Below are 24643 nucleotides of genomic sequence, written 5' to 3'. Positions count from 1 at the left end.
GCCATCGTCGCATGGTTCAAGCGCCTGTGGATCAAGTTCATCGGCTAATCAGCGTGCGGCCGACGGCATCGCCTTTGCAGGCACAGATCAGGTTGCCGACGCCTTCGGGAAAGCCGGCCTCCGCGCCGAGTGCAACCATTGCGCCTGCAACAAGCGGCGTCTGTTCGGCAGGTTTGAGGATGACCGCGCAGCGGGCCGCCAGCGCCGGCGAGCTCTTGCGCGCAACCCTCGAGGCCGAGAAAATTCCACGGCGTGATGGTGCCAACAACGCCGATCGGCTGCTTGACCGCCAGCATGCGCTGGCCCGTCGAAGGCAGGGAGATCGTCTCGCTATAGATGGCTTTGGCCTCTTCGGCGTCCCATTGCAGATATATGCCGCCGCATGCGAGACCTCCGACTTGGCTTCGCCAAGCGGCTTGCCAATCTCTGCCGTAAGAATGGCAGCAAGGTCGTCCGCATGGTCGATGATCAGCTGATGCCAGTGCCAAGCCATGTCGCTGCGCTCTCGGGAGGTCATGGCTGCCCATCCAGTCTTTGCGATACAGGCCTTGCTGCCCGCGTCTCCGTGACCCCATGTTGGGAATTTCCGCCAAAACGTCGCCAGTGGAATCAAGACCTCGAAAATTCGCTCGCCAGGCGGCGTGCCGAGTGGCGGCATGCGGTCGATAGCGCCGAACAGCTAAGCAGATTTCAGGTGCAAGCGGTTGGCACAGAGGCACGCCTCGCGGGGCACCGGCGTTAAGCCCTGCGAGCTGATAAAACCGCAGCGCAAGGCATGGTGTCCAGGCATCCGGCAAGCGGCAGTCTGCCGGCACTTGATGACGCCCGCGCGCCTGACGGCGCGTGCCGGGTGCTCGTGAACCGAGCCCGCTTTTTCTTCGACAGGCTCAGGCGGTCTCGGCCATCCGGCTTCGCCGCCTCCGAAGCGCCAAGGGCGGACGGCGCCCTTTGATACGGTGATGATGTTGAAGATCATGGTGCTTCGGGCGCTCTACTGTCTCTCGCACGATCAGGCCGAGTTTCAGATCCAGGACCGGCTGTCGCCGGTGGGCATGGCCCCCATATCCATCCCATGGATGCATTATATCCAAACAATCAAGTTTACCCATCCGTCATGATGCTGCATAGCGCCGTACAGGAACGCCAATGTCCCGTGCTTTCCAACTCACGTTCACGAGCGTGGACTTTGTAGGAAGAACCAAGTCGAAACCGGCGCATCATAAGGGGCAGAGTATCCATGAACGCAATGGCGGCGGGGCAGGCCGGATCTGAACGTTTTATTGCTTTAGAGGGGTTGAGGGGGCTGGCTGCAGTTGGCGTCCTCTTGTCTCACGCCCTCTTCGCTGTCGAGCCAGGGATATTCAAAACCATGTACCCGTTGGCGCAAGCAGCGTGGCCAGAAATCGGATGGCCTTCTCAGCTTCTAACTCTCCCCCCATTCAGCATGCTTATCAACGGAAGCTTTACGGTTTGTGTATTCTTCGTTCTAAGCGGCTTCGTCCTTACCAAGTCTTATGCTGACACTGGAAATGCGTCGGTGCTTGTATCCAAGGCAATCCGACGGATACCCCGCCTCGGCATTCCAATCGCGGCTTCAATCGTTTTTGCCGGTACCATCTTTGCCATGGGGCTGATGAGAAATCTCGAAGTTGCCCCACTCACGGGCTCGATCTGGCTGACCTGGTATTACCCTAGCTCAATTACGGCCGCGACCATCGCCAAGGAGGCCCTATATGAGTCCTTATTTCTCGGTAAGAACAAACTCAATTCACCACTCTGGACGATGTCCATTGAGCTCGTCGGTTCATACTTAGCCTTCATGTTCGCCTTCGCTGCGAGGTGGTTCACCTTCGCCCTCGTCACAGGTTTTGCCGCGGCTCTCTCTTTTGCGATCCATATAGCTTACCTGCCCTTCGCCTTGTCGTTCGGGGTCGGCGTCCTCCTGACTCGCGTTTCTCCAGCGAAATGGCCTCACAAAGCCAAGATCGCAATCTTACTTGCTGCCATCTATCTTGGCGGCTTCTCAAACGACATCTTGTATGAGCCGATCATCAAACTCTCCCCAATCGACTTTAATCCCCTGAAGGACGCAATGCACTGCGTCGGTGCAACCTTCCTTGTCGCTAGCGTTCTCGCGCTTCCATCGCTTCAGCGAGCCTTCTCGTCATACTTTTTCCCACTCCTGGGTCGATTGTCGTTCTCGGTCTACCTTCTTCATTTCCCTATCCTTTGCTCCCTCGGGTGCTTTGTCTATCTCTGGACTATCCAATGGGGGCATGCCTTTGCGGCGAGTAGCACTGTCCTCATTGTACTTGTAACCACCATCATTGCTGCGGTGCCTTTTCAGCGCCTTGTAGACGTGAAGTCCATGGAAATAGCCAAGAGGGTGGACCAATACCTGAGAGGTTTTTTGCGTAAGACTGCGGAGGCGTAGACTGGCGCTGCGCTCAACCATTTGAGCGGGACAAACATAGCTAATCATTCTGACCTCAATAAAACGAAAGGTGCCCTGCCTTGGAAGAATTCGTATCACGCATCGCCACCAATGTCGGCGTCGACCCGGCTCTCGCAGACAAGGCCGTTGGCATGATGTTGGGTTTCCTGCAACGCGAGGCAGCCGACGGTCCCGCTACGCGCATGATCGAGGCCATTCCCGGAGCTTCGGAATTAGTGGCGAAGCATGATGGTGAGGACACAGAGGGCGGCAGCGTCCTCGCCGGAGGCGGCGTGGTGGGTTTCGGCCAGCAATTGATGAACGAGGGTCTAAACCTGGGAAATATCGCCGGCCTTGCTAACGAGACGATCGCCTTGGCCAAGGAACATGCCGGCGACGAACTCGTGGACGAGGTCCTCAATTCCATTCCCGGCCTTCCCCAGTTCGCCTGATCAGCAGCAGCCGGGTGGCGTACGATGTCGTGCGCCCGTCTCGGCCCTCTTGCGCAGCTAGAGCAGATTCGACTTATTCCGGGTCATTGCCGTCTGCCTCGACATAGTGCCTGCATTCCTAGGCTGTGAAAGCTGCGAGGCAGTTGGCCGCGACGACCAGAGGTCGTCGATGGTTCGGGTTGCAGCCTTTCTCAGGAGAGCCTGGAGCTTCGAGAAAGCCATCTCGATCGGTTTGAAGTCGGGCGAGTATGGCGGCAGGAACAGGAGCCGCGCCAACCTGCTCGATCACCTCGCGCGCGCCGCTGATCTTGTGGGCGGGCAGGTTGTCCATGACACCATGTCGCCGGGGCGAAGCTCGGGTGCGCGGACCTGCTGCGCGTAGGCGAGGAAGGCAGAACCATTGATAGGGCCATCGAGCAGTATTGGCGCCGCCAAGCCGCCCAGCCGCAGGCCGGCCGTGAATGTGGTGGTCTTCCAATGGCCGTGAGGAACGGCCGCCCGACAATCGTTCGCCGCGCAGGCTGCGGCCACGCAACCGCGCCATCTTTGTGGATGCTGCGGTCTCATTGATGAAAATCAGCCTCTCGGAGTCGAGATCGAGCTGGCCATCGAACCAGCTTCTGCGGCGGCGCAGGACATTGGGGCGCTGCTGTTCGGCGGCGTGCGCCGTCTTCTTTTGAAACGTGATGCCGCGCCGGTCGAGGTACAGCCGGACCGTGGACGACGCTGCCCGCACGCCACGCTCGGCGGCAAGGCGCTCCCCGATCTCAGCAAGCGTGATGTCCGGCGCGTCCTCGATGAGACCAGGAATGAAGGCCGCATGCGCATCGAGCTTCGAACGCGACGGCTGGCCCTGCTTGCGCGCTTCCATCTGGCCGGTCTCGTGATAGCGGCGATACCAACTCCCGGCCGTCGAAATACCGATCCGGAAGCGACGCGTCGCCTCCCGCGTCGAAACCCCGCCTTAAGTGGCCGCAATCACGCGCCCACGAAGGTCCGCCCTTAGGCTCCTCGTCATCATCACCTCCTCGCAAATCACCGGGACAGTGAATCAGACAGGACCTATCGGCCGATTCTTGTGTTCATCAAAGATGCTCGAGGCATTCTCCGCCGAGTGTTCCGTACGGACCCTGCCAGACCACCAACCGCCGGGCGCGCAAAGCGAATGAACTTTGGAGTTCATTCGTCTACCCCAAAATCGACTGCAGGCGTACCGATGTGCATAACTTTAGGCGGCAAAGGCTTATCCTGAACGCTTTCGATGAAGCCCGCGAGATAAGCAAATGTATTGTACTTCTCAAGTACCAACCGCTTCGCCTCTCGTATTGCATCGCGACGTTCCTTCCAGAGGTCCGATTCGATGATTTCTCGGATCTTTTGAATTACGTTCTTGTCCTCTGGGTCAATCAGAACCATTGAGTCCGGCGGAAAGAACCGCGTGATTGCCGGGCTGCCGTAATAGATCGGCATTGTTTCAGCAACGAAGCAGTCCATAAGCTTCTCTGTAAAATAGTAATCAGCGCACGTATTCTCGAAAGCTATACTGTAGCGGTAAGGTGCAAGTGCGTCCCATTTATCTCCAATCAGTTGAAAACCTCGGCCGAACAGGTCGAACTCGAGCTCCCCTCTCAGCCGTTCCAAAAACGCCAGCCGATATCGATGTCCTTTAAGCATGGCGATGTTGCTGGTAATCCATGAGAGCCGACGCGGCTTGTCAACGACTTCCCTGAGCAGAAGTTGGTCATACGTCTTTCTTACAGACCAAGACCGAGTGATAGGTGGAGACAAGACGAATCGACGCCCTGCATTCTGCCGAGCTACCAGCTCTGCATCAGACGTCAGAACGATGGTATTTTCCCCCTGCCCAAGATGGAGGGCGCGATGCGCTTTCGTCGGCGGTTCGCCGATTGCAAAAATGGTCCTGTTCGGGCTCGCCTCGATATCAACAGGAAGTCCAAAAACAGAAGGAGAGTTAAAGATTATATGCCAATCCGGCGTGAAGGACGTCTTGCGTACAAAAGCGACATTGTTCCAGATTCCACTGCCCTTTGGAGTGAGATGGTGGATTGCGTCTTCCAGACCGCCCCAAGAATCGAGGCATGCAGCAACAATGGGCGCCGGACGTTCCGTCAGCAATTTGGCGCTACACAAAGCAGTTCGACTCCTTCACTTCGGTGGTACCGGCAGTAATTTCTGCACGAGGGCCAGACCTCTCTGCGCCTATTCCCGTCGTGAGATGAAGCTAAAACGATCGGAATCGATGGCCAAACGGTCCGCAGGTAAACCCATCGATATCGAAAAGTTTGGGAGAGCTGTACAAAGGCTTCTAAGCCCTCCTCCTCCATCTCAATCGGCTTCCATAATTTAGCTCTGACTATTTTTTGATGCAGTTTGGGAGTTCTGTCCAGAGTCTTCTGCAAATTTGCGATCACGGTCGCCGGTGTTGGCGGGTCAGGCGCGTCGTCTTCAAGTAACCGCGGCCTTGGGCTGCTCCAGCTTGCGCAGCATCTCCTTCTTGTGCTCGGCCAGGCGCTCCATGTTGAGACGCATGGCCTCCAGCCAGTTTTCGTGTGTTTCGACGGCGAGCGCGCGGACGAGCCGCAGGCAGCGCTCGGCGCTGGGAAAGATGCGCAACACATGGGTGCGCCGCTTGATCTCCTGAATGAGCCGCTCCAGGATGTTGGTGCTCTTCAGGCGCTTGTGATGCTGGCGTGGCAGCCGGTTGAAGGTGAGCGTCTCCTCGATGTTGTCCTCCACCCACTGGCACAGCTTGGGGCAGCGCGTCTCCCACTTGGCCAGCCATTGGGCGAGATCGCGCCGCACTTTGGAAAATCCAGCGCAGTTCCTGCAGGCAGTCATCATCGATCCATTGGGCCGGCAACATGTCTCGCGAGCAGATCGAAGCCAGCCCGTGCCTATGACCGCCTTCTCAAGCGCGGCGCCCAGCCGAAGGCGCTCAAGGCCATCGTCGCATGGTTCAAGCGCCTGTGGATCAAGTTCTTCGGCTGATCAGTGTGCGGCCGACGGCATCGCCTTTGCAAGCATAGATCAGGTTGACGACGCTTGGGAAAGCCGGCCGCGCACATTGCGCCTGCAACAAGCGGCGTCTGTTCGGCAGGTTCAAGATCACGGTGCAGCCCGCCGCCAGTGCCGGTGAGATTTGCGCGCCACCATTGAAGCCGGGAAATTCCATAGCGTGATCGTGCCAACAACGCCGATTGGCTGCTTGATCACCAGCATGCCCCGGTCAGTCGAGGGCGGGGGGATCGTCTTGCCATAGATGCGGTTGGCCTCTTTGGCATACCATTGCAGATATGCCGCCGCATGCGAGACTTCCGACTTGGCTTCGGCAAGCGGCTTGCCCATCTCAACTGTGAGGATGGCAGCGAGGTCGTCGGCGTGGTCGATGATCAATTGATGCCAGCGTCAGAGCATGTCCCTGCGCTCCCGGGGTCAACGCCGCCCATCCAGCCTGCGGCGTATAAGCCTTGTCGATCGCCGTGCGCGTCTCCTCAGCGCCCATATCAGGTAGCTCTGCCAACACTTCGCCAGTGGATCGATCAAAAGCCCTCGAACTTTCGCTCACCCAACAACGTGCCAGGCGTCGGTATGCGGTCGATAGCGCCGAACAGGTCGGAGAGTTTCAGATTCGCTTCAGCGGCTGGCACGGAGGCATCCCGGCTTTCTCTTCAAAACGGCGGATGTTTTCTATTGGCTGCGTCAGGATGTGTAACCGCACTTCGCATAGGACCTCGAGCGACGGGGCCCTGGCGACCTGCCGACCGCGTTATGGACAGGAGCGACCGTTCCTGGAACGAGAATTCCTGTTCAGCGCCTTTCTCGCCCGCACGCCTGCCGGGGCACCGAGCGTTGAGCTCTGCGACCTGATAACCGCAGCGAAAGGCATGGCATCCACGCCTCCGCGGGAAGCGGCAATTTGGCCTAAGCTTTGACGGCGCCCGCGCGCCTGACGGCGCGTGCCGGGTGCTCGTGAACCGAGCCCGCTTTTTCTTCGCCAGGCTCAGGCGGTCTCGGCCATCCGGCTTCGCCCCCTGGCGCGGGCAGCCTGTCGGCTGCTGACGGTCGCCGGCCTGTCGGCCGGCGCGGTTTGTTCGGTGGCCGTTCCCGGCGGCGCGGGGTGGGCGGCACTCCCTTCTAGGCCCGCCGCGGCATCCCGCAACCCTTCGCTTCGCTTCGGGTCCTCCTCTTCGTTCCGGTCCTTCGGATGCGGTCCGCCTCCGACGGCGGGCCTTTCCGGTCGCGTCTCGCCGCCCACCCCGCTTCCGGGGAAAGGCGCGGATTGAAGAGCGGAGGACCAGACGATGCGTGCAAAACACCAGCGTTCCGGCAGCGCAGAGGCTGGCGCGGGCAGGGGCGGGCGCTCGGGCGCCAGCCTTTATCAGGAAATCACGGACCGCATCATTGCCGAACTGGAGCGCGGCACCGTGCCATGGGTCAAGCCATGGGGCAGCGCAAAGGCCGACCTCGGCCTGCCCAGCAACGCGGCCACCGGGCGCCGCTATTCCGGCATCAACATCCTCATCCTGTGGGGCGCCGTCATCGAGCGCAGTTATCCCGGCCAGAACTGGCTGACCTTCCGGCAGGCGCTTGTCCTTGGCGGCAATGTCAGGAAGGGCGAGCGCGGCACAACAATCGTGCATGCCGACCGCTTTGTCCCAAAGGGCGAGCAGGAGCGCGCCAGGACGGACGGCGACGAGCCGCAGACGGTGCCGTATTTGAAGCGCTTCACCGTCTTCAACGTCGCGCAGTGCGACGGCCTGCCCGAGCACCTTTACGGCAACGCCGAACCGCTGCCCGAACGCGAGATCGTCCCCCAAGCCGAGGCGCTTATTCGAGCAAGCGGCGCGGATTTTCGCATCGGCGGCGATCGCGCTTTCTACATGCCGGGCACCGACTCCATTCAGGTGCCGCCACAGCCGGCATTCTTTCAGCAGATCGACTATTACCGCACCTGCTTCCACGAGCTTGGCCACTGGACCGGCCACCCGGCGCGGCTGGCGCGCGACCTCTCCGGCGCCTTCGGTTCCAAGACCTATGCGCGCGAGGAATTGGTTGCCGAAATCACTGCTGCCTTTGTCTGCTCGACACTCGGCATCGAGCCGACCGTGCGCCATGCCGACTATATCGGCACATGGCTGAGGGTGCTGCGCGAGGACAATCGCGCCATCTTCCGCGCCGCCAGCCTTGCCTCCAAGGCCGCCGATTTTCTTCTGGGCTTCAACGCCGAGGCCCAAGGCGCGCAACAAGACGAGATCGCGGCATGAGCGCGCGCGATCCCGACACCCCCGGTGTCCGGCCGCTCACCACGCGCGACCGACTCGCCCTTTTGGCCGACGCGCCGATGCGCCCGCGCGCGGCGCAAAAGCCGCTCGTTATCGGGCTGTTCGGTGACGCCCCCAGAAATCAACGCGACCTGGTTTGAGAGGAGTTTTCCCATGATCCTGATCACCGACGACCTTTGCGCCCGGCTGCTCGCCAATGGCGCAACCGACACCGAAACCGACCATTTTCCGGTGGTCAAACTGTTCGATCCGACCGGGCCGGCAACCTGGCTTCTCACCGAACTCGACGCCGACGGCGACACCCTTTTCGGCCTTTGCGACCTCGGCTTCGGCTTCCCCGAACTCGGCAGCGTCAGCCTTGCCGAGCTTGCAAGCGTCAAGGGCCGGCTTGGCCTCGGCATCGAGCGCGACCTCTGCTTCAAGGCGCGCTTTCCGCTCTCCGTTTACGCCCAAGCCGCGTGCAGCGCCGGCCACATCACCGAAGCCGAGCGGCTGCTGCGACAGGCGGCAGAGGCCCTTGGCAACGCGCATTCCAGGCTTCCGCCCGACACGGCGGAACAGACGCGCCGATAAGGCGCGAAAACCGTCCCGCCGCGCCGGCTTGCAGCCTCTGCGGCGGGGAAATCCCACCCCTCAACCAAGGAGACAGACCATGCAACTTGCCCACATTCCGCTTGATAAGCTCAACATTTCCACGCTCAACATGCGCCATTCCAAACGCGCGCCCGACGTGTCGGACATCCTGCCGTCGGTTCGCGCGCGCGGCGTCCTGGTGCCGCTTCTGGTGCGGCCCAACGGCACGCCGGAAAGCTTCGAGATCGTCGCCGGCCGGCGCCGCTATTTCGCCGCCAAATCGCTAGCCGACGAGCGCGGCGAGGACGATGCCTTGCCCTGCGCCATCATCGAAGACGGTGACGACGCCGACGCACTCGAGGCCTCGCTGATCGAAAACTTCGCCCGGCTCGATCCCGACGAGGTGTCGCAGTGGGAGACGTTTTCGCGGCTGATCAGGGAAGGCCGCACCATTCCAGATATCGCCGCAACCTTCGGCATCACCGAGCTTCTGGTCAAACGCATTCTGGCGCTCGGCGATCTTCTGCCCAAAATCCGCGAAGCCTATCGGCGCGAGGACATCGACGCCGAGACGGCGCGCCATCTGACCATGGCCTCCAAGGCGCAGCAGAAGGATTGGCTGGCGCTTTATGCCGATCCCGAGCAATACGCGCCGCGCGGCCACCAGTTGAAACAATGGCTGTTCGGCGGCCAGTCGATTTCCACCAAGGTGGCGCTGTTTGCCGTCGAGGATTATCCCGGCCTGATCGTCTGCGACCTGTTCGGCGAGGACAGCTATTTCGCCGATGCCGACCTGTTCTGGCAAAAGCAGAATGAGGCCATCGCCGCCAAACGGGATGCCTATCTGGAAGCCGGCTGGCCCGAGGTGGCCGTGCTGGAACCGGGGCAGCATTTCCACTCATGGGACCACGAAAAGACGCCGAGGAAGAAGGGCGGCAAGGTCTTCATATCAGTCTCGCATCGCGGCGCGGTCGAGTGCCACGAGGGCTGGCTGTCGTGCAAGGAGGCCCGCCGCGCCCGCGCGCTAGGCGAGGGCGGCGAGCCCGAAGAACCCCCCGCCAAGCCGTCGCGGCCGGAACTCACCGGGCCGATGCAGAACTATGTCGATCTGCACCGCCACGGCGCCGCGCGAACCGCCATGCTCAACCATCCAGGTGTGGCGCTGCGCCTGATGGTGGCGCATGCCATCACAGGGTCGGGCCTGTGGCAGGTTCGCCGCGAGCCGCAGCGCACCGCCAATGAAGCGGTGGCGGCAAGCATTGCCGCGTCCAGGGCCGAAGCCGCATTCGCCGAAAAACGGCGCGCGGTGCTGGCGCTGCTTGGGCAGGCCGACGAGGAGGGTGCGATAGCCGGCGGCAATGGCGACGGCTTTGCGCTTGTCGCCGTCTTCGCCCGTTTGCTGGCACTTTGCGACGATGACGTCATGCGCGTTCTCAGCCTTGCCATGGCCGAGACGCTCGAAGCCGGCAGCGCTGTCGTCGAGGCGCTCGGCAACCATCTGGGCATCGACATGGGTGCGTGGTGGCAAGCGGACGACGCCTTCTTCGACCTGCTGCGCGACAGGGAGATCGCCAATTCGATGCTGGCCGACCTCGCAGGCAAGTCTGTCGCCGACGGCAATGTCGCCGAGAAGGTCAAGACGCAAAAGAAGATCATCCGCGATTGCCTCGCGGGCGAGAACGGCCGCGAGAAAATCGACAACTGGCTGCCCAACTGGATGAAATTCCCGGTCGAAAGCTACACGAAACGCGGCGGCTTCCGAACCGCCGATCAATGGGCGAGCGTCCAGCCGCTGTTCGTCCGCCAATAGGTGCCAAGCCGGGCGGCGGCTCTTTTCAAGTGCCGCCGCCCCGTTTGCCTGCCGCTGGAATATTGGCTGATGCGCACGGCGATCCGAACAGCATTTGTCACGCGCAAGGCTATTGTGCGTTGCACAAAAACCGACGCGCGCCTACACGTCCTTCCGTTGCGGGAATCGGGCTTGGACCAGCGGCGAGGCAGTGAGAATCGATGCTTCGTCGATATCATATTGCATTCATAGCTGAGGACCTTCATGACCCTTTCGAGCCCTGACAAATCTGGCGCCGCCAGTCTCGAGGCCATCGCGCGAAACGGCGGCGTGCTGCGCCGCATCGCCGTGCGCATTCCGACCTATCTGTCGGACATTCGCGAGAACCCGGCATGGCTGCCGATGTTTGTGCTCGCCCGCACCATGCCGGCGCGCCGGATGCACTGGCGTGGGGCAAAGCCGGTTCGCGTGTCGCAAAAAGCCCACGACACCATGTTTGCCGGCGTCGATCGCCAGGACGTTGTCGAGGCGCTGCGGTCGGACGGGCTGTTTTGCGGGCTCGTCCTGCCGACTTCCATCCATGAGGAGATCGCCGCCTTCGCCCGGTACACGCCTTGTTTCGGCAATTTCGATCGCCGTCTCGAATTCATGGCTGAGGACCATGCCGAGGCCGAGAAGCGTTTCGGCCGCTCCTTGCTCAGCGGTCACTTTTTCGAACACATCCTCGGCTGCAAGGCAGCGGTCGCCATCCAGAACGACCCGCTGCTGCTCGACATCGCCGCGCATTATCTGGGCGCTCAGGCGAAATTGATCACCACACGCGTGTGGTGGAGCTTCCCGACCAGCGAGGCTTCCGACGCCGACAAGAACCGTGCCTCGCTCGGCAAGTATCATTTCGATCTCGATGACTGGCGCATGCTGAAATTCTTCTTCTATCTGACGCCGGTCGACGAGGGCACCGGTCCGCATGTCTATGTGCGGGGCAGCCACAAGCGGCGCGCCATCAAGCATCAGCTGACGCTACTTGTCGGCCATCCGGCGCAAGAGGTTCTCAAGGTCTATGGCGATGACAGCCCCGTCACGCTGACCGGCGAAGCCGGCCTCGGCTTCGTCGAGGATCCGTTCGGCTTCCATATGGGCACCGTGCCTTCGCGCACGCCACGGCTGATGATGGAAGTCGGCTTCGGCGTCTCGCCGCCCTCGCGCCGGCGCTTCCATGGCGAGCCGGTCATTCGCTGATCTCGCAAAAGTTCTGAAACAGCCTTGCCCAGATCATCCGCCTGGTTCTCCCTTGGCTGGTGCCATGGCGTCGTCATGGGATCAGCTGGCGCATGACGGGATCGAGGTCATCCGACGCTGGTTGGGCCCCGACTGACCCAGATCAAGGCCACGCCCTTGTCGGCGTGGTTTGATCGCCCAGTCCTTCACGGGAAAAACGCATGGGCTGACCGACAGCCTGGTCGTCGCTCCCAACGTCTTGAAAATCATACAGCAGGCAAATGACGCTTCACCAGCCAGGAACCGACGTGAGAAACGCGCTTGAGGCGATGCGGGCAGTAGATCACAGCGCAATCGATGCACGACATGCGGCTCGACTCCCCCAACATCTCACGAACAGAACCGACGCGCTGGCGGCACGCTGATGGCCGGCTGTGACGACAGCTTCGACATTATTGTCGTGGGCGCCGGGCCGGTCGGACTTTCCTTCGCCGCATCGCTTGCCCATAGCCAGCTCAAACTGGCGGTTGTGGAAGGGCAGGCCCTGGAAAGACTGGCAAGTCCGGCTTTCGACGGCCGCGAGATCGCGCTCACCCACGCCTCGATTGGAATCCTTCGCGAGCTCGGCGCCTGGGATGTTATCTCCGGTTCGGACAAGTCACCGCTTCAAGGCGCACGCGTCCTCAACGGATCGAGCCCTTTTGCGTTGCGTTTCGATTCCCCCGGCGGATCCGCGGAACCACTGGGCGTTCTGGTCCCGAATTGCCAGATCCGCGATGCCCTGTTCAAGATCATCCGCTTGCAAGGCCACGCCCGGCTGCTGTGCGGCCACTCGGTCGTGCGTGCAACAAACAGCCGTCAAGGAGCAGTGATAACGCTCTCCAATGGCAGGCAGCTGAGCGCTCGGCTTCTCGTTGCAGCCGATTCGCGTTTTTCCGCCACCCGCAATCTGCTCGGCATCGGCGCCGATATCAATCGGCTTGGCAACTCCATGCTGATTTGCCGGGTGAGGCACGAGCGCCCCCACCACCAGATCGCGATCGAATGGTTCGATCACCATCAGACGGTGGCGATGTTGCCCCTCGCGCCAGGCGTGTCGTCGCTGCTTTTGACTTTGCCCTCAAACCAGGCCGACGGACTGCTTGCCCTCGACGACGAGTTGTTCCTGAGGGAGTTGACAAAGCGCTGTCGAGGGCGCCTCGGCACCATGAGCCTGGCAAGCCAACGCTATATCTATCCGTTGGCCACGACCTGGGCGCACAGGTTCCGGGCGCCGAGTGCCGCATTGATCGGCGACGCCGCCATCGGCATGCACCCGGTGACCGCGCATGGCTTCAACATCGGCCTCGGCGGCCAGAAGCAGCTCGCCCGTGGTATCCAGACAGCATGGCGCGACCGTCGCGACATTGCCGATCCCGACATGCTCCACAGATATGAAAGCCGACTGCGCCTGTCGGCGGCGCCGCTCTACCATGCTACGAATATTCTCGTCGGGCTCTACTCAAGCGAGCATCCGGCGGCACGGCTTGCGAGGCATCTGGGGCTGCGCCTCGGCCAACATCTTCCCTTTGTCCGTCATGGCATTGCGGCCATGCTGAGACGGTGAACCGCAGTCATCATAGGATCATCGTCAGCGTGCTGGCGTCGTAACAGACTGGCGAATTTGGTTCGATGTGAGCAGTGTGCGGCCGGCGCCACCCAGACGTGGACCCAGCCACGCCCAATTCCGCCCTCAATGTGTTTACGGCGTGGATGGTTACATCCAAACAATCAATTTGCCAATCCTGCGGACCCTATTAGGAGCGTGACCGAAATCAAGTGCCTCGGCCCGCAGGTCTGCCCGGTGCAGGAAGCGGCCCCGCTTCTCAGAATTGGTGTGCCCGGGTCCCGACGCTAGCGACATCTGACGGCATTTGCAGCGCCGGTGATTGCTGCCTTAGCGAGGTGGGAATTTGACCCATAAAATCGATCATGAACTGCTGAATCGAGAAATGGCCGCAGACGATCCATGGCGGCTCGATGGCAACCCGTTCGAGCGGGAGCGCCACACGCAAATTCTCCTTTTGTCACTTGCGCAAGGTCGAGTCGCAAATGCGCTCGAAGTCGGGTGCGCTGCTGGCGCTTTTACGGAACGGCTAGCCCCCATTTGCCAGCGGCTCACTGTGATCGATGTCGTCGAGCCAGCGATTACGCGAGCACGTTTACGCGTGAAGGAGCCGCCGCACATCAGCTGGATAATCTCCGATGTTCAACAATTTTCGAGTGATGAACTGTTCGACCTGATCGTCGTGGCGGAAGTTCTTTACTACGTCGGAGGCCTCGTTCAGATCGGCGCGGCAGTCCGCAACCTGGTAGGCCTGCTTGCGCCAGGTGGGCAGCTGGTCTTCGGGTCGGCACGTGACGCCAATTGCCAACGCTGGGGGCACGCTGCTGGTGCAGAGACCACTATCGCCATGCTGAACGAATCGTTGACCGAGATCGAGTGCATCGAGTGCCGGGGCGCGTCGATCAATGAAGACTGCCTGCTGGCCCGCTTCCAAAAGCCGATTTCCGCTTCCTGATGAAACGAAGCGCCAGATAATAACCCTCCTTGCTGTTCTCAATCACGCTTTCGAGTGAAGAGTAGGGTACATATGCATAGCCGATGCGCATCAGCAGGAGCGGCGTCAGAACGCGCGACAGCCTTCCATTGCCGTCCTGGAATGGGTGGATTTCCAAAAAAACCACGATGAAAATCGCCACCACGAGCAAGGGATGCAGGCTTTGCTCGTTGAGTGTACCACGCGTCCACTCGATAAGTTCCTTCATCCGCTTCGGCGTATCGAAAGGCGTCGCCGTTTCGAAGATGACGCCGATCTCGTTCCCGTCGGCATCGAACGCACTCACATTGTTTGCGAATGTCTTGTAGGCGCCGCGATGAGCTCATCCTTGTTGCAGCCGCTCGACTTCAACGGCGGTGAGCTTACTTCCTTCGATACGGATAGAAAAGCCAATGCTCTCGATGGTCGCAACACGGCGCAAAGCCGATAGGCGCTCTGGCGCGAGCGTGCCAACAGCCCGCGAAGCCCCTTTGAATTCGTCAATCTCCGAGACGAGGGTAAGGATTTGGGGGGCAATTTGCACGGAATCTGTCTTCAGCGTCATATAAAAAAAATACCCAAAAAATCAAGAAACGGGTTTACCCAATAAATGACCCATAAATACCGAAATGAAGCGAAGTCCTTATTTTGCATGGCTCCCTATGCGGGACGGGCTCTACGGCTGCCGCCACCGAACCTCAAAGGTGTTTCGGCCCAGGTGGTTGACGATCCCTAGCCGGGAAAGCGGCACTCCTCGTTGGGGGCCGTCGGTCCCGTGTCCCGCCTTCGGCGGCGCTATGCTGCCACTCCTACGGCTGCCCTTTTAACCGATCTCGTCGTTGCAGTCAGTCCCGCGTCCCGGCCCTTCGGCCGGCGCAAGTGCTGACGCTCCTTAGGCTGCCTTTTCTGTGTGCGGCGATCTTTGATGGGGCGCGGGATCTAAGAGTTTGGGACCAGCCCCTTCGCGCACTTCAGTCGGCCAAAACCTCAAACAATTCGTTCGAAGTAGCGCCATCCGGGCGCGTCCTCCTTCCCGCTCCAGGTGCTTTCGCCGACAGTCCGGTTGACAGGCGACACTCGAGAGCATTGACCAGACGATTGCTGTTGGCGAGCGCGACCATCGCGCCATTGGCATGCCGCCTTGCCGCAACTTGTCGAGCCAGAGGCTTCGCGGAACCTGTTTGCCGCCGGCGATCCAGAGCTGCGCGATCGTGCGTCAACGGTCGCCGCGTTTGCTGACGCCTAACAGTCGGGCCATCCTCCACTTGATCGCTGCTTCGGCACGGGCGCAGCCACGCCGCTGGCGGCCGCTCTTGAGGCAGGTTGTGTCACCGCCAGCTGCCATCGGTGCGTCGCCGCTATCGGGGCCAATCGGGCACCACCAGAAGGTTCAGATCAAGGCCTTTGAAACGCATGGTTTCAGCATCCATAGCGTGGATGCTCTCGATCTAAACAATCAATTTTACCAATCCGGGAGGGTCGTTCATAGACCCATGACATGCACCGCCATTGCTCTACCGCGTGAGGTGCACAAAAGAACCCGAAAAAGAGGAAGTCTTCGCATGCGCCCTGACGTGCAGTGGAGGTTATGCTGGGAAAATGAGTTGCAGCTTTCCGATCACCTCGAACTCTCTGAGTTCTTCCGGAAGACCTATGAGCCGACCGGAGCCTTCAATGGAAAGCAATTCGAAGGCGGTCGAAGTTGGGCCGGTGCAAGGCCGGAGGTCCGCGCAATCGGCTATGATGTGCACGGGGTAGCGGCTCACATGGGCGTGCTGCGCCGATACATCAAAGTTGGCGACGTTGATCTGCTGGTCGCTGAACTCGGTCTATACGGGGTGCGTCCGGATCTTGAGGGGCTGGGAATCGGCCATTCGATTAGCGTCATGTATCCAGTGCTGCAGCAGCTTGGCGTTCCATTCGCTTTCGGCACGGTTCGGCAAGCGCTCCGGAACCATGTTGGGAGGTTCCGCCGCAAAGGCTTGGCGAACATTCTGACGGGCGTTCGCGTGCGTTCAACCCTCCCGGACGTGTACCCCGATCTGCCTTACACGACGCGAGTCGACGACGACGTACTCCTCATGGTGCTCCCAATTGGACGCTCGATGAGCGAGTGGCCGGCCGGCACTTTGATCGATCGGAACGGTCCAGAGCTATGACCGCGGATCTGTTATCCGCCCGCTTCCCTCAAATCCACTGAAGAATCTGACATCTCATGACCCTGTTTGCCACAGCCAGTACTGTTGCCATCTGCTCTTATGCGCTGCTGTCGACCGTCTACAAAACCGCGCAGGTGTTTTATACCCTGCCTACAAACGTAGCGCCGACCTCGGGCGACCCGCCCGGCGGTGAGCCTCGGCCGAGCGTCGATGTCATTATCCCGTGCTACAACGAGGCGCCTCGCACCCTCTCGGACTGCCTGGCTTCCATTGCAAGTCAGGAATACGCCGGCAAACTGCAGGTCTATGTTGTTGATGACGGTTCTGCAAACCGCGATGCCCTCGTGGGTGTACATGAGGAATACGCGGGCGACCCGAGGTTCAACTTCATTGTGCTCCCAAAGAATGTTGGAAAGCGCAAGGCGCAGATTGCCGCCATTCGCCGCTCGTGCGGAGATTTGGTGCTCAATGTAGATTCGGACACGATCCTCGCGCCGGACGTCATCACCAGGCTTGCGCTGAAGATGCAAGATCAAGCGGTCGGCGCCGCCATGGGCCAGTTGGCGGCTAGCAATCGCACTGAAACTTGGCTGACGCGGTTGATCGACATGGAATACTGGCTCGCCTGCAACGAAGAGCGGGCAGCGCAGGCTCGGTTCGGTGCCGTCATGTGTTGCTGCGGTCCGTGTGCCATGTACCGGCGATCCGCGCTTGTTTCGCTGCTGGACCAGTACGAGACGCAGCGCTTTCGAGGGAAGCCGAGCGACTTCGGTGAGGATCGCCACCTTACGATCCTGATGCTGAAAGCAGGCTTTCGAACAGAGTATGTCCCGGAGGCCGTCGCGGCAACAGTCGTTCCCAACAGGATGGGTCCCTATCTGCGCCAACAGCTCCGCTGGGCCCGAAGCACGTTCCGTGACACGTTGCTGGCGTTCCAACTGCTGCGCGGCCTTAATATTTATCTCACATTGGACGTGATTGGGCAGAATATTGGCCCATTATTGCTCTCTTTGTCGCTCCTGGCTGGGCTCGCGCAATTCGTAACGACAGGTACCGTGCCCTGGACGGCATGCCTGACGATTGCGGTCATGACGATGGTTCGCTGCAGCGTGGCAGCGTTTCGTGCGCGCCAACTTCGATTTCTCGGGTTCTCGCTCCACACACTCATCAACATCTTTCTCCTGCTCCCTTTGAAAGCATACGCGCTGTGTACTTTGAGCAATAGCGATTGGTTGTCGCGAAGCTCTGCGGCCAACGTGCCAGACACCGGCGGCAGCATTCCAAAGCCCGACTTGGTTGGATCTGACGCAGCTTACAGCGAACAGCAATAGTCACGTGACCTTAGGTGGAAGAGTTTTGAGCCAGGACCAGAAACATCAAGTGTTGAAGCGTAAGTTGGGCCCAGAGGATTTGCGGCGATTCGAGACTCCTGCGATCGAACGGGAGTCTCACGGGCAAACAAGCGCGAAAAGCTCCGTGCCTGACTCTGCGTCAACCGTGGCAGTCGATTTTGCCGGCGTAACCAAGTCGTATGGGAACAAGATCGTTGTCGACGAACTGTCGTTCTCCGTTGCGTCGGGAGAGTGTTTCGGCCTCCTCGGACCAAACGGGGCGGGCAAAAGCACGATTGCGCGTATGCTCCTCGGCATGACATGCCCTGACGCGGGCGCGATCACGGTGCTCGGCGTCCCGGTGCCGGCGCGCGCTCGGCTGGCACGCAGGGGCATTGGCGTGGTCCCGCAATTCGACAATCTTGACCAGGAATTGACCGTACGCGAGAACTTGCTGGTGTTCGGACGCTACTTCGGCATGAGCACTCGTCAGAGCGAAGCGGTCATCCCGTCGCTTCTCGAGTTCGCTCGCCTCGAGCGCAAGGCGAATGCGCGCGTCTCGGAACTGTCCGGCGGCATGAAGCGATGCCTGACAATGGCGCGGGCGTTGATCAACGACCCCCAGCTCATTGTGATGGACGAGCCGACCACCGGCCTCGATCCGCACGCGCGCCACCTGATCTGGGAGCGGCTGCGCGCCCTGTTGGCACGTGGCAAGACGATTATCCTGACGACGCATTTCATGGAAGAGGCTGAGCGATTATGCGATCGGCTGTGCGTGCTCGAAAGGGGTCGCAATATCACCGAAGGCCGCCCGCAGGCGCTGATCGACGAGCATATCGGATGCCAGGTCATGGAGATTTACGGCGGCGATCCGCACGAGTTGCTTTCGCTGGTCAAGCCACATTCCCAGCGCATCGAGGTCAGCGGCGAAACCCTTTATTGCTATGCGCCAGACCCTGAGCAGGTGCGCACGCAACTGCACGGGCGAGCAGGTCTACGGCTTCTTTTGCGTCCAGCCAATCTCGAGGATGTTTTCTTGCGGCTGACCGGGCGCGAGATGGAGGAGTGAACGATGATTGAAGATTTTGCGGCGGCGTTGCCGGCCAATGCGTGGAACTGGGTTGCGGTGTGGCGCCGCAACTATCTGGCATGGAAGAAAGTCTCACTCGTGACGATTCTCGGTAACCTTGCCGATCCTATGATCTATCTTTTCGGCCTAGGCACCGGCCTCGGCATAATGGTCGGCCGCGTCGACGGTGCGTCCTATATTGCCTTTTTGGCGGCCGGCATGGTCGCGGTAAGTGCGATGACCGCCTCTACCATGGAAACATTGTACGCGGCTTTCGCTCGCATGCACTCTCAGCGCACTTGGGAAGCAATGCTGTATACGCACGTTACCCTCGGCGACATCGTTCTGGGTGAACTGGCGTGGGCAGCCACCAAGGCCTTCTTGGCCGGTACGGCAATCACCATTGTCACCGCAACGTTGGGTTATGCAGCCTGGCCGTCCATCCTCTATGCGCTGCCAATCATTGCTCTCACTGGGTGCGTGTTTGCGAGCCTCGCGATGGTCGTCACCGCGCTTTCGCCCAGCTACGATTACTTCGTGTTTTACCAGACGCTTGTCCTCACACCTATGATGTTCCTGTCGGGCGCCGTTTTCCCATCGGATCAGCTGCCTCACGCGTTTCAGCAGATAGCGCGATGCATGCCGCTGGCACATGCGATCGACCTCATTCGTCCGGTTATGCTTGATCGCCCGATTGGCGGCATTGCCCTGCATGTCGGTGTGCTCGGCCTGTACGCGCTGTTGCCATTCTTCCTCTCGATGGCGCTGTTGCGCCGCCGACTCATGCGCTGACGCGAAAGAGAGGGAGATAAGCAATGCGCAACGGACTTCGTGCTGCCAATAAACGACATCGCCAACAGAAATCGGCATGCCACCCAGGGTCTTCGGTGGCATCCACTCAATCTATCAACGTTATGGGCCGCCCGGCACCTCGATCACAGGATCTCATGTTGATTCCCGGCGGAAGAGAATTTCTTTGAGGTTGGCGATTTCTGACTGGCGTTCGCGCCGGCGAACGACAACGCAGCCTGTGTTTTTGATCAAACGGCCTTGAGACAGGCCAATTCAGTCTTCCTGTACGACAATGGAGAGCGAGATGCTGTGTCTAGGATTGAGCGGCGGATTAGACAAAGTCTATGAAAACAGATTCCAGGTTCCGAACTCATTCATGCACGATGGCGCTGCGGTACTCGTCCGAGACGGACAGGTCATTGCGGCCGTAGAAGAGGAACGCCTCAATCGGATCAAACACTCCAACAAGCTCCCGATTGGCTCGGTTCAATACTGTCTTTCAGCCGCTGGGGTTCAGCTCAGCGAAATCGATCATGTGGCGTACTACGCTACCGAAGCCTATTGCAACGCCATGCTCGAAAACATGCTTGCTTCCGAGCCTGACGCCTCCATTCCGTTGGATGCCAAACTTTTGGTGCAGCAGCTGTTGGCGCAGGAGTTCGGTACCGAACTCGACCCTTCGCGTATCTCATTCGTAAGTCATCATCAGGCGCACGCCGTGAGCGCTTTTGCAATGTCGGGCTTCGAGCAAAGTCTGATTTTCGCGATCGATGGCTCTGGTGATTTCCTGTCGGGCCTCGTGGCGGTAGGATCTGGTACTGAAATTTCGCAACTCGCGACTTTCCCAGAGAGCAATTCCCTTGGGCTATTTTATCTCGAGGTGATCCGGTATCTCGGCTACGGCTTGTTCGATGAATATAAGGTAATGGGGCTTGCCCCCTACGGCGATCCCGTTCCCTATCGCGAGCTTTTCGAGCAGTTCTATGAACTGTCTGCAAACGGCGAGTATCGGGTCCACCTGGACCGCATCGGTCCGACTTTGCTCCGCAGCATTCAGGTCCGGCAAAAGGGAATGCCATTCACCCAGCAGCATAAAGATGTGAGTGCGTCGTTACAGGAAGCGCTCGAACGCATCGTGTTTCACATTCTTCGGCATCATCGTGAGGCCACCGGGATGACGCGGTTGTGCCTGGCCGGCGGCGTTGCGCACAATTGCTCCGTGAACGGCAAGATGCTCTATTCAGGACTTTTCGAAGACATCTTCGTGCAGCCCGCATCGCATGACGCTGGCTGCGCATTAGGCGCCGCGCTAATCGTGTCTGGTGAGCTGGGCCGCCCCGCGCCGCGTGCGCGACTGCAGGAGGTTTATTGGGGGCCGGATCTCGCGAGCGATCATGCTGTCGAAGAGGAACTAAAGGCATGGGCGGGGCACCTGGAGTTTGAACGCACTGAGGCGGTGGCGGATAGGGCAGCCGAGTGGATGGCCGGTGGCGCCGTGATCGGCTGGGTGCAAGGTCGTTCGGAGTTCGGGCCGCGCGCGCTCGGAAATCGCAGCATTCTTGCCGACCCCAGGCCCGCCACAAACAAGGACCGGATCAACGCCATGGTCAAGAAGCGGGAAGGGTATCGCCCGTTCGCCCCATCAGTGCTGGAGGAGGATGCGCGCGAATTTTTCGACCTCCCAGGCAGTGCGTGCGAATTTCCCTTCATGAATTTCGTGGTTCGTGTGCGCGATTCCAAGCGTGGTTTGCTCGGTGCCATCACGCACGTCGACGGTACGGCTCGGCTGCAAACAGTATCGCGCAAGGCCAGTCCGGCCTACTGGGACGTCATCAACGCCTTCAAGCAGCGCACTGGCATCCCAATTCTGCTCAACACGTCCTTCAACAACAATGCCGAGCCGATCGTGGATTCCGTTGCAGACTCGATTGCCACGTTCCTGACGACAGAGCTGGATGGACTTGTGGTCGGGCCGTTCCTCGTCAAAAAACGGGCCGCAACGCTGCAGGATTGGACTGCGCTCGCGGTTTCATTGCCGCCTTATGTATCCCTGCATAAAGTCCGCGCATACACGGCGCAGGATCGCCAGGAGACCGTCTGCGAAATCCGAACGGATCACTCCAGCCGTGACTATGCGCGTATTTCACATGAGTTGTTCGATATGCTGACGCGGATCGAAGGCGAAGCCGTGCTCGCGGATCTCCTCGATACAATTACGCTGGATCAGGCCCAGCGCGAGACTCTCACAGGAGAACTGCGACGATTGTGGGAGCAGCGCCGCGTTCGCATGCGTCCCTCGCAAGCTGCTCGCGTCCATCAAAACTGATGCCAATCGCTGGACGACAGATAACAGCTGCCGAAACACCGGTCTGTCCAAGCATCTTCATATGACTGTGCCCCATCCATCGGCTGAGGCAAGGGTCCTGACGATTGCATGTGCTGCGAGCATGCATGCTCAACCCATCTAACGCTTATGGCAGTCGAGGATCAGTAATGGATTTGCTTGCTGGTGGCTCAAGACAGCACCAATTTGTCGTTTCTCGACGGCGTACCGGGTTCGGTGACTGCCTACGGTCTCCGGCATCAGCCTGGTGTCACGCATAGCGGACGGGACGGGACGTGCGAGCCGGCTGGGCCGCTCGCAGAATAAGGCGGCGGCCCCGGCATATTCGTCGTTGAGATACTTTTGGCAAAATGCGTCGGTGGGGCGACGATCATGTCTTAGCGCCGCTTGACCCTTCGGCCTCCAATCATCACGCCATTGCGGATTTCGCCGGCGTTTTCTTCAGGAAGTCGAGATCTGTTGGTCAAGGCCCCCGCGCGGTTAGCGTTGGCGATTCGATGCGAAGCGTGAGAGTTTCTTCAGCCCGCGCAGAACCAGGAAGGCTGACATGGGCGAGAGCGCCGCGCCGGTGATGTAGCGCAAGCCCGTTTCGTACAGCGTGTGGAGGGGCTTCCGCGTCGCCGAGGATTGCGCCGCCGGCGGCGGCCTCATTCGCCGCAACGCTTTCGATCGTAGGTCGAGCTCAGGAAGACGCGTGGTTGAACGGCATTGGGAAACCAGCCGGATCGTAGCCGGGATGGATCGCGCGGGTAGCGAAGCCGAATTTGGCATCGTTCGCAGACTGTGCCAGTTTACCGGTCCTGGATTGCGGTCTCGGGCATCGGCTTCAGACCTTGGCTTTCGGATTGAGTGGCTGCAAACTGGTTGATATGGAATGTCCAGTTGGCAGGAAAAGAAATGGTCCAGTCTCCAGGCCCCGGTGCTTCAACCCGCTCGCATGGCATGGGCGCGCGCCAGATCTACGAAGCGCTTCGCGAGCAGATCCTCAGAGGCGTTTACGGCACCGGCAGCCAGCTGCCGTCCTCCCGTGGTCTCGCCGAGGAACTTGGAGTCTCGCGAACGACCGTCACCGTCGCCTACGAGCAGCTGGCCGCGGAAGGTTTCATCGACATCCGTCAAGGCGCGCGCCCTCGTGTCGCATCCTCACTGCTGGGACATGAGCTGACCGCCAATCCCCCAAAACGGTTCGGCCCGGTTCACTTGTCAAGCTATGGCGAACGGCTGCGTGGTACTCCGCGCTGGCCGGATTACCTGCCGAACACGCTGAAGGTTGATTTCCGATATGGCGTCCTGGCGCCCTCAGATTTCCCCGCATCGGTTTGGAAGCGCGCGATGAACGCGGCGATGGCGCAGCGGCCGGCACGGCTCGCCTATGACGATCCGTGCGGTTCGAGCCGGCTCCGCCAAGCGCTTCAGGGCTATCTCTGGCGCGCCCGTACTGTGCGCTGCGCCCCCGAGCAGATCGTCATCGTCAATGGTTCGCAGCAGGGCCTCGATCTCTGCGCGCGCCTGCTGCTCGACCCCGGGGACAGCTTCGTCATCGAGGACCCCTGCTACAGGATGGCGCGCCAGGTCTTTGCCAGTACAGGTGCCACGCCCGTTCCCCTCGAGGTTGACGATCACGGCATGCAAACGGAGCAACTGGCGGGGGTCGCGGCCCGGCTGGCCTATGTGACGCCCTCGCATCAGTTTCCGCTCGGCGGCGTCATGCCGATCCCGCGGCGGCATCAGCTTCTGGAATGGGCGCGGGAGCAGGGCGCCTATGTCATCGAGGACGACTACGACAGCGAATATCGCTACGATATCAGCCCCGTTCCCCCGCTGCATAGCCTCGAGGATCATGGGGCCGTCATCTACCTCGGCACCATCTCCAAGACGCTCTCGCCGATGCTGCGGATCGGTTATCTCGTCGTCCCGGCGGAATTCCTGCAGGTTTTCGAAACCGCCAAGCAGCTTGCCGACCGGCATTCTCCGATGGCGGGGCAGGAGTCATTGGCCTCTCTGATCGAGAGCGGCGGCTATGAAAGCCATGTGCGCCGCGTGCGCCGCATCAACGGCGAGCGCCGGGAGGCATTGCTGACCGCCCTGAAGCGGAGTTTTCCAGATCGGATCGCCGTCCAGGGGGCAGAGGCTGGACTGCACGTCGTCATCTGGTTCAACGACCTGCCGCGATCGCGTGAAACGGCGCTGGTCGAAGCCGCCCAATACGCGGGTCTGGGTCTGCACCCGATTTCGCCGCTTTATCATCGGCAGTCGGGAGCAGGGGAAGCCGACCGCGTCGGGCTTGTCATGGGCTATTCCGCCCTGAGCATCCGGCAGATCGAAAAAGGCGTCGAGATGCTCCGGGACGTCGTCGCTCGACTCTGAGACGCTGACGGTTCCGCACGCGGGTTAGAACGCATTCGCGGCCGCTCATCGTAAACAGTTCATCGTTGAAACAATTGCGCAGCCGGGCGACGGCCGCGCTCATGGCCGGCTGACTTAGGTTGATGCTGCTTGCGGCGGCCGTGAGGTGTGCGCGATCCAAGCCTTTGTCTCATCTATCCGCAGCGTGGATGCTTGTCATCGAAACAATCGATTTTGCCGATTGGACGGAA

Annotated in this window: 18 protein-coding genes and 7 pseudogenes; 17 read left to right on the top strand and 8 right to left on the bottom strand. The window is 60.3% G+C overall.

All coding sequences use genetic code 11. The features are described from left to right. Nucleotides 1-43: 43 nt before the first annotated feature. Nucleotides 44-658 (bottom strand): annotated as a pseudogene (locus HGP13_RS33780) (aldehyde dehydrogenase family protein); the annotation flags it as partial. 268 nt (nucleotides 659-926) lie between these two features. On the opposite strand from HGP13_RS33780, the pseudogene HGP13_RS38255 reads away from it, so the two are divergent. From HGP13_RS38255 to HGP13_RS33765, 3 genes and pseudogenes are all read left to right on the top strand, one after another. After that, nucleotides 927-1043: pseudogene (locus tag HGP13_RS38255) on the top strand (transposase); the annotation flags it as partial. Nucleotides 1044-1237: 194 nt separating this feature from the next. Further along, entirely contained in the window at nucleotides 1238-2434 is a 1197-nt protein-coding gene (locus HGP13_RS33770) for an acyltransferase (protein ID WP_172234124.1), read from the top strand. A gap of 80 nt (nucleotides 2435-2514) precedes the next feature. Beyond that, the gene (locus HGP13_RS33765) at nucleotides 2515-2886 is read left to right on the top strand and encodes a hypothetical protein (RefSeq protein WP_172234122.1); all 372 of its coding nucleotides are present in this window, start codon (nucleotides 2515-2517) and stop codon (nucleotides 2884-2886) included. A 118-nt stretch (nucleotides 2887-3004) separates the two neighbouring features. Here HGP13_RS33765 and HGP13_RS33760 read toward each other — a convergent pair. The 4 genes and pseudogenes from HGP13_RS33760 to HGP13_RS33745 all read right to left on the bottom strand — a co-directional run. Next, nucleotides 3005-3904, bottom strand: a pseudogene (locus HGP13_RS33760) (IS630 family transposase). Nucleotides 3905-4065: 161 nt separating this feature from the next. Continuing rightward, nucleotides 4066-5022, bottom strand: coding sequence for a glycosyltransferase family 10 (locus HGP13_RS33755; protein WP_172234120.1), 957 nt, complete (start codon nucleotides 5020-5022; stop codon nucleotides 4066-4068). 330 nt (nucleotides 5023-5352) lie between these two features. After that, a pseudogene (locus tag HGP13_RS33750) lies at nucleotides 5353-5746 on the bottom strand (transposase); the annotation flags it as partial. A 223-nt stretch (nucleotides 5747-5969) separates the two neighbouring features. Beyond that, a pseudogene (locus HGP13_RS33745) lies at nucleotides 5970-6475 on the bottom strand (aldehyde dehydrogenase family protein); the annotation flags it as partial. Nucleotides 6476-7208: 733 nt separating this feature from the next. On the opposite strand from HGP13_RS33745, the gene HGP13_RS33740 reads away from it, so the two are divergent. From HGP13_RS33740 to nodS, 7 genes are all read left to right on the top strand, one after another. Then, nucleotides 7209-8171, top strand: a complete 963-nt coding sequence (locus HGP13_RS33740) for an ArdC family protein (protein ID WP_172234118.1) — start codon at nucleotides 7209-7211, stop codon at nucleotides 8169-8171. Continuing rightward, nucleotides 8168-8329 (top strand): hypothetical protein, encoded by a 162-nt coding sequence (locus HGP13_RS33735; protein ID WP_172234116.1) that lies wholly within the window; start codon nucleotides 8168-8170, stop codon nucleotides 8327-8329. Before HGP13_RS33740 ends, HGP13_RS33735 begins: the two co-directional genes overlap by 4 nt. 13 nt (nucleotides 8330-8342) lie before the next feature. Then, the gene (locus HGP13_RS33730) at nucleotides 8343-8762 is read left to right on the top strand and encodes a DUF2958 domain-containing protein (protein WP_172234114.1); all 420 of its coding nucleotides are present in this window, start codon (nucleotides 8343-8345) and stop codon (nucleotides 8760-8762) included. Nucleotides 8763-8841: 79 nt separating this feature from the next. Further along, on the top strand, nucleotides 8842-10572 hold the full coding sequence (locus tag HGP13_RS33725; protein WP_172234112.1) for a ParB/RepB/Spo0J family partition protein: 1731 nt from the start codon (nucleotides 8842-8844) through the stop codon (nucleotides 10570-10572). A 243-nt stretch (nucleotides 10573-10815) separates the two neighbouring features. Further along, nucleotides 10816-11790 (top strand): hypothetical protein, encoded by a 975-nt coding sequence (locus tag HGP13_RS33720; RefSeq protein ID WP_172234110.1) that lies wholly within the window; start codon nucleotides 10816-10818, stop codon nucleotides 11788-11790. Between the two features lie 403 nt (nucleotides 11791-12193). Continuing rightward, nucleotides 12194-13375: a 5-demethoxyubiquinol-8 5-hydroxylase UbiM gene (gene ubiM / locus HGP13_RS33715; protein ID WP_172234108.1), complete on the top strand. Its 1182-nt coding sequence runs from the start codon at nucleotides 12194-12196 to the stop codon at nucleotides 13373-13375. 385 nt (nucleotides 13376-13760) lie between these two features. Then, nucleotides 13761-14330, top strand: a complete 570-nt coding sequence (gene nodS, locus HGP13_RS33710) for a nodulation methyltransferase NodS (protein WP_081709737.1) — start codon at nucleotides 13761-13763, stop codon at nucleotides 14328-14330. On the opposite strand, the gene HGP13_RS38250 is transcribed toward nodS, so the two are convergent. After that, nucleotides 14278-14655 carry a Fic family protein gene (locus HGP13_RS38250; protein ID WP_246707218.1) on the bottom strand — a complete coding sequence of 126 codons (378 nt, stop codon included), beginning with the start codon at nucleotides 14653-14655 and terminating at the stop codon, nucleotides 14278-14280. The two genes, nodS and HGP13_RS38250, sit on opposite strands and share 53 nt — an antisense overlap. A gap of 36 nt (nucleotides 14656-14691) precedes the next feature. After that, nucleotides 14692-14913 carry a hypothetical protein gene (locus tag HGP13_RS38245; RefSeq protein ID WP_245951960.1) on the bottom strand — a complete coding sequence of 74 codons (222 nt, stop codon included), beginning with the start codon at nucleotides 14911-14913 and terminating at the stop codon, nucleotides 14692-14694. Nucleotides 14914-15910: 997 nt separating this feature from the next. Between HGP13_RS38245 and HGP13_RS33700 the strand changes: the two genes are divergently transcribed. The 7 genes and pseudogenes from HGP13_RS33700 (at nucleotide 15911) to HGP13_RS33670 (ending at nucleotide 24413) form a co-directional block, all read left to right on the top strand. Then, a complete protein-coding gene (locus HGP13_RS33700; RefSeq protein WP_097574712.1) occupies nucleotides 15911-16507 on the top strand; it encodes a NodA family N-acyltransferase in 597 nt (198 codons plus the stop codon). A 56-nt stretch (nucleotides 16508-16563) separates the two neighbouring features. Beyond that, the gene (nodC, locus tag HGP13_RS33695; protein WP_172234106.1) at nucleotides 16564-17838 is read left to right on the top strand and encodes a chitooligosaccharide synthase NodC; all 1275 of its coding nucleotides are present in this window, start codon (nucleotides 16564-16566) and stop codon (nucleotides 17836-17838) included. Nucleotides 17839-17887: 49 nt separating this feature from the next. After that, entirely contained in the window at nucleotides 17888-18910 is a 1023-nt protein-coding gene (gene nodI, locus HGP13_RS33690; RefSeq protein WP_172234970.1) for a nodulation factor ABC transporter ATP-binding protein NodI, read from the top strand. A 3-nt stretch (nucleotides 18911-18913) separates the two neighbouring features. Further along, on the top strand, nucleotides 18914-19702 hold the full coding sequence (locus HGP13_RS33685; RefSeq protein WP_172234104.1) for an ABC transporter permease: 789 nt from the start codon (nucleotides 18914-18916) through the stop codon (nucleotides 19700-19702). Nucleotides 19703-20006: 304 nt separating this feature from the next. After that, nucleotides 20007-22028: a carbamoyltransferase gene (locus tag HGP13_RS33680; RefSeq protein WP_172234102.1), complete on the top strand. Its 2022-nt coding sequence runs from the start codon at nucleotides 20007-20009 to the stop codon at nucleotides 22026-22028. Between the two features lie 167 nt (nucleotides 22029-22195). Beyond that, nucleotides 22196-22303: pseudogene (locus HGP13_RS33675) on the top strand (nodulation protein NodZ); the annotation flags it as partial. Nucleotides 22304-22943: 640 nt separating this feature from the next. Then, nucleotides 22944-24413 carry a PLP-dependent aminotransferase family protein gene (locus tag HGP13_RS33670; protein ID WP_172234969.1) on the top strand — a complete coding sequence of 490 codons (1470 nt, stop codon included), beginning with the start codon at nucleotides 22944-22946 and terminating at the stop codon, nucleotides 24411-24413. Nucleotides 24414-24435: 22 nt separating this feature from the next. Here HGP13_RS33670 and HGP13_RS33665 read toward each other — a convergent pair. Beyond that, nucleotides 24436-24561, bottom strand: a pseudogene (locus HGP13_RS33665) (LysR family transcriptional regulator); the annotation flags it as partial. Nucleotides 24562-24643 lie beyond the last annotated feature (82 nt).

Source organism: Mesorhizobium sp. NZP2077, from assembly GCF_013170805.1.
Taxonomy (GTDB): domain Bacteria; phylum Pseudomonadota; class Alphaproteobacteria; order Rhizobiales; family Rhizobiaceae; genus Mesorhizobium.
This window is presented reverse-complemented; position numbering and strand designations above follow the sequence as displayed.

Excerpts from the sequence above, each read along its gene's own strand:
- HGP13_RS33770 (WP_172234124.1), top strand. The coding sequence starts at position 1,238 with ATGAACGCAATGGCGGCGGGGCAGGCCGGATCTGAACGTTTTATTGCT.
- HGP13_RS33740 (WP_172234118.1), top strand. The coding sequence starts at position 7,209 with ATGCGTGCAAAACACCAGCGTTCCGGCAGCGCAGAGGCTGGCGCGGGC.
- HGP13_RS33735 (WP_172234116.1), top strand. The coding sequence starts at position 8,168 with ATGAGCGCGCGCGATCCCGACACCCCCGGTGTCCGGCCGCTCACCACG.
- HGP13_RS33730 (WP_172234114.1), top strand. The coding sequence starts at position 8,343 with ATGATCCTGATCACCGACGACCTTTGCGCCCGGCTGCTCGCCAATGGC.
- HGP13_RS33725 (WP_172234112.1), top strand. The coding sequence starts at position 8,842 with ATGCAACTTGCCCACATTCCGCTTGATAAGCTCAACATTTCCACGCTC.
- HGP13_RS33720 (WP_172234110.1), top strand. The coding sequence starts at position 10,816 with ATGACCCTTTCGAGCCCTGACAAATCTGGCGCCGCCAGTCTCGAGGCC.
- ubiM (WP_172234108.1), top strand. The coding sequence starts at position 12,194 with ATGGCCGGCTGTGACGACAGCTTCGACATTATTGTCGTGGGCGCCGGG.
- nodS (WP_081709737.1), top strand. The coding sequence starts at position 13,761 with ATGGCCGCAGACGATCCATGGCGGCTCGATGGCAACCCGTTCGAGCGG.
- HGP13_RS38245 (WP_245951960.1), bottom strand. The coding sequence starts at position 14,913 with ATGACGCTGAAGACAGATTCCGTGCAAATTGCCCCCCAAATCCTTACC.
- HGP13_RS33700 (WP_097574712.1), top strand. The coding sequence starts at position 15,911 with ATGCGCCCTGACGTGCAGTGGAGGTTATGCTGGGAAAATGAGTTGCAG.
- nodC (WP_172234106.1), top strand. The coding sequence starts at position 16,564 with ATGACCCTGTTTGCCACAGCCAGTACTGTTGCCATCTGCTCTTATGCG.
- HGP13_RS33685 (WP_172234104.1), top strand. The coding sequence starts at position 18,914 with ATGATTGAAGATTTTGCGGCGGCGTTGCCGGCCAATGCGTGGAACTGG.
- HGP13_RS33680 (WP_172234102.1), top strand. The coding sequence starts at position 20,007 with ATGCTGTGTCTAGGATTGAGCGGCGGATTAGACAAAGTCTATGAAAAC.
- HGP13_RS33670 (WP_172234969.1), top strand. The coding sequence starts at position 22,944 with ATGGTCCAGTCTCCAGGCCCCGGTGCTTCAACCCGCTCGCATGGCATG.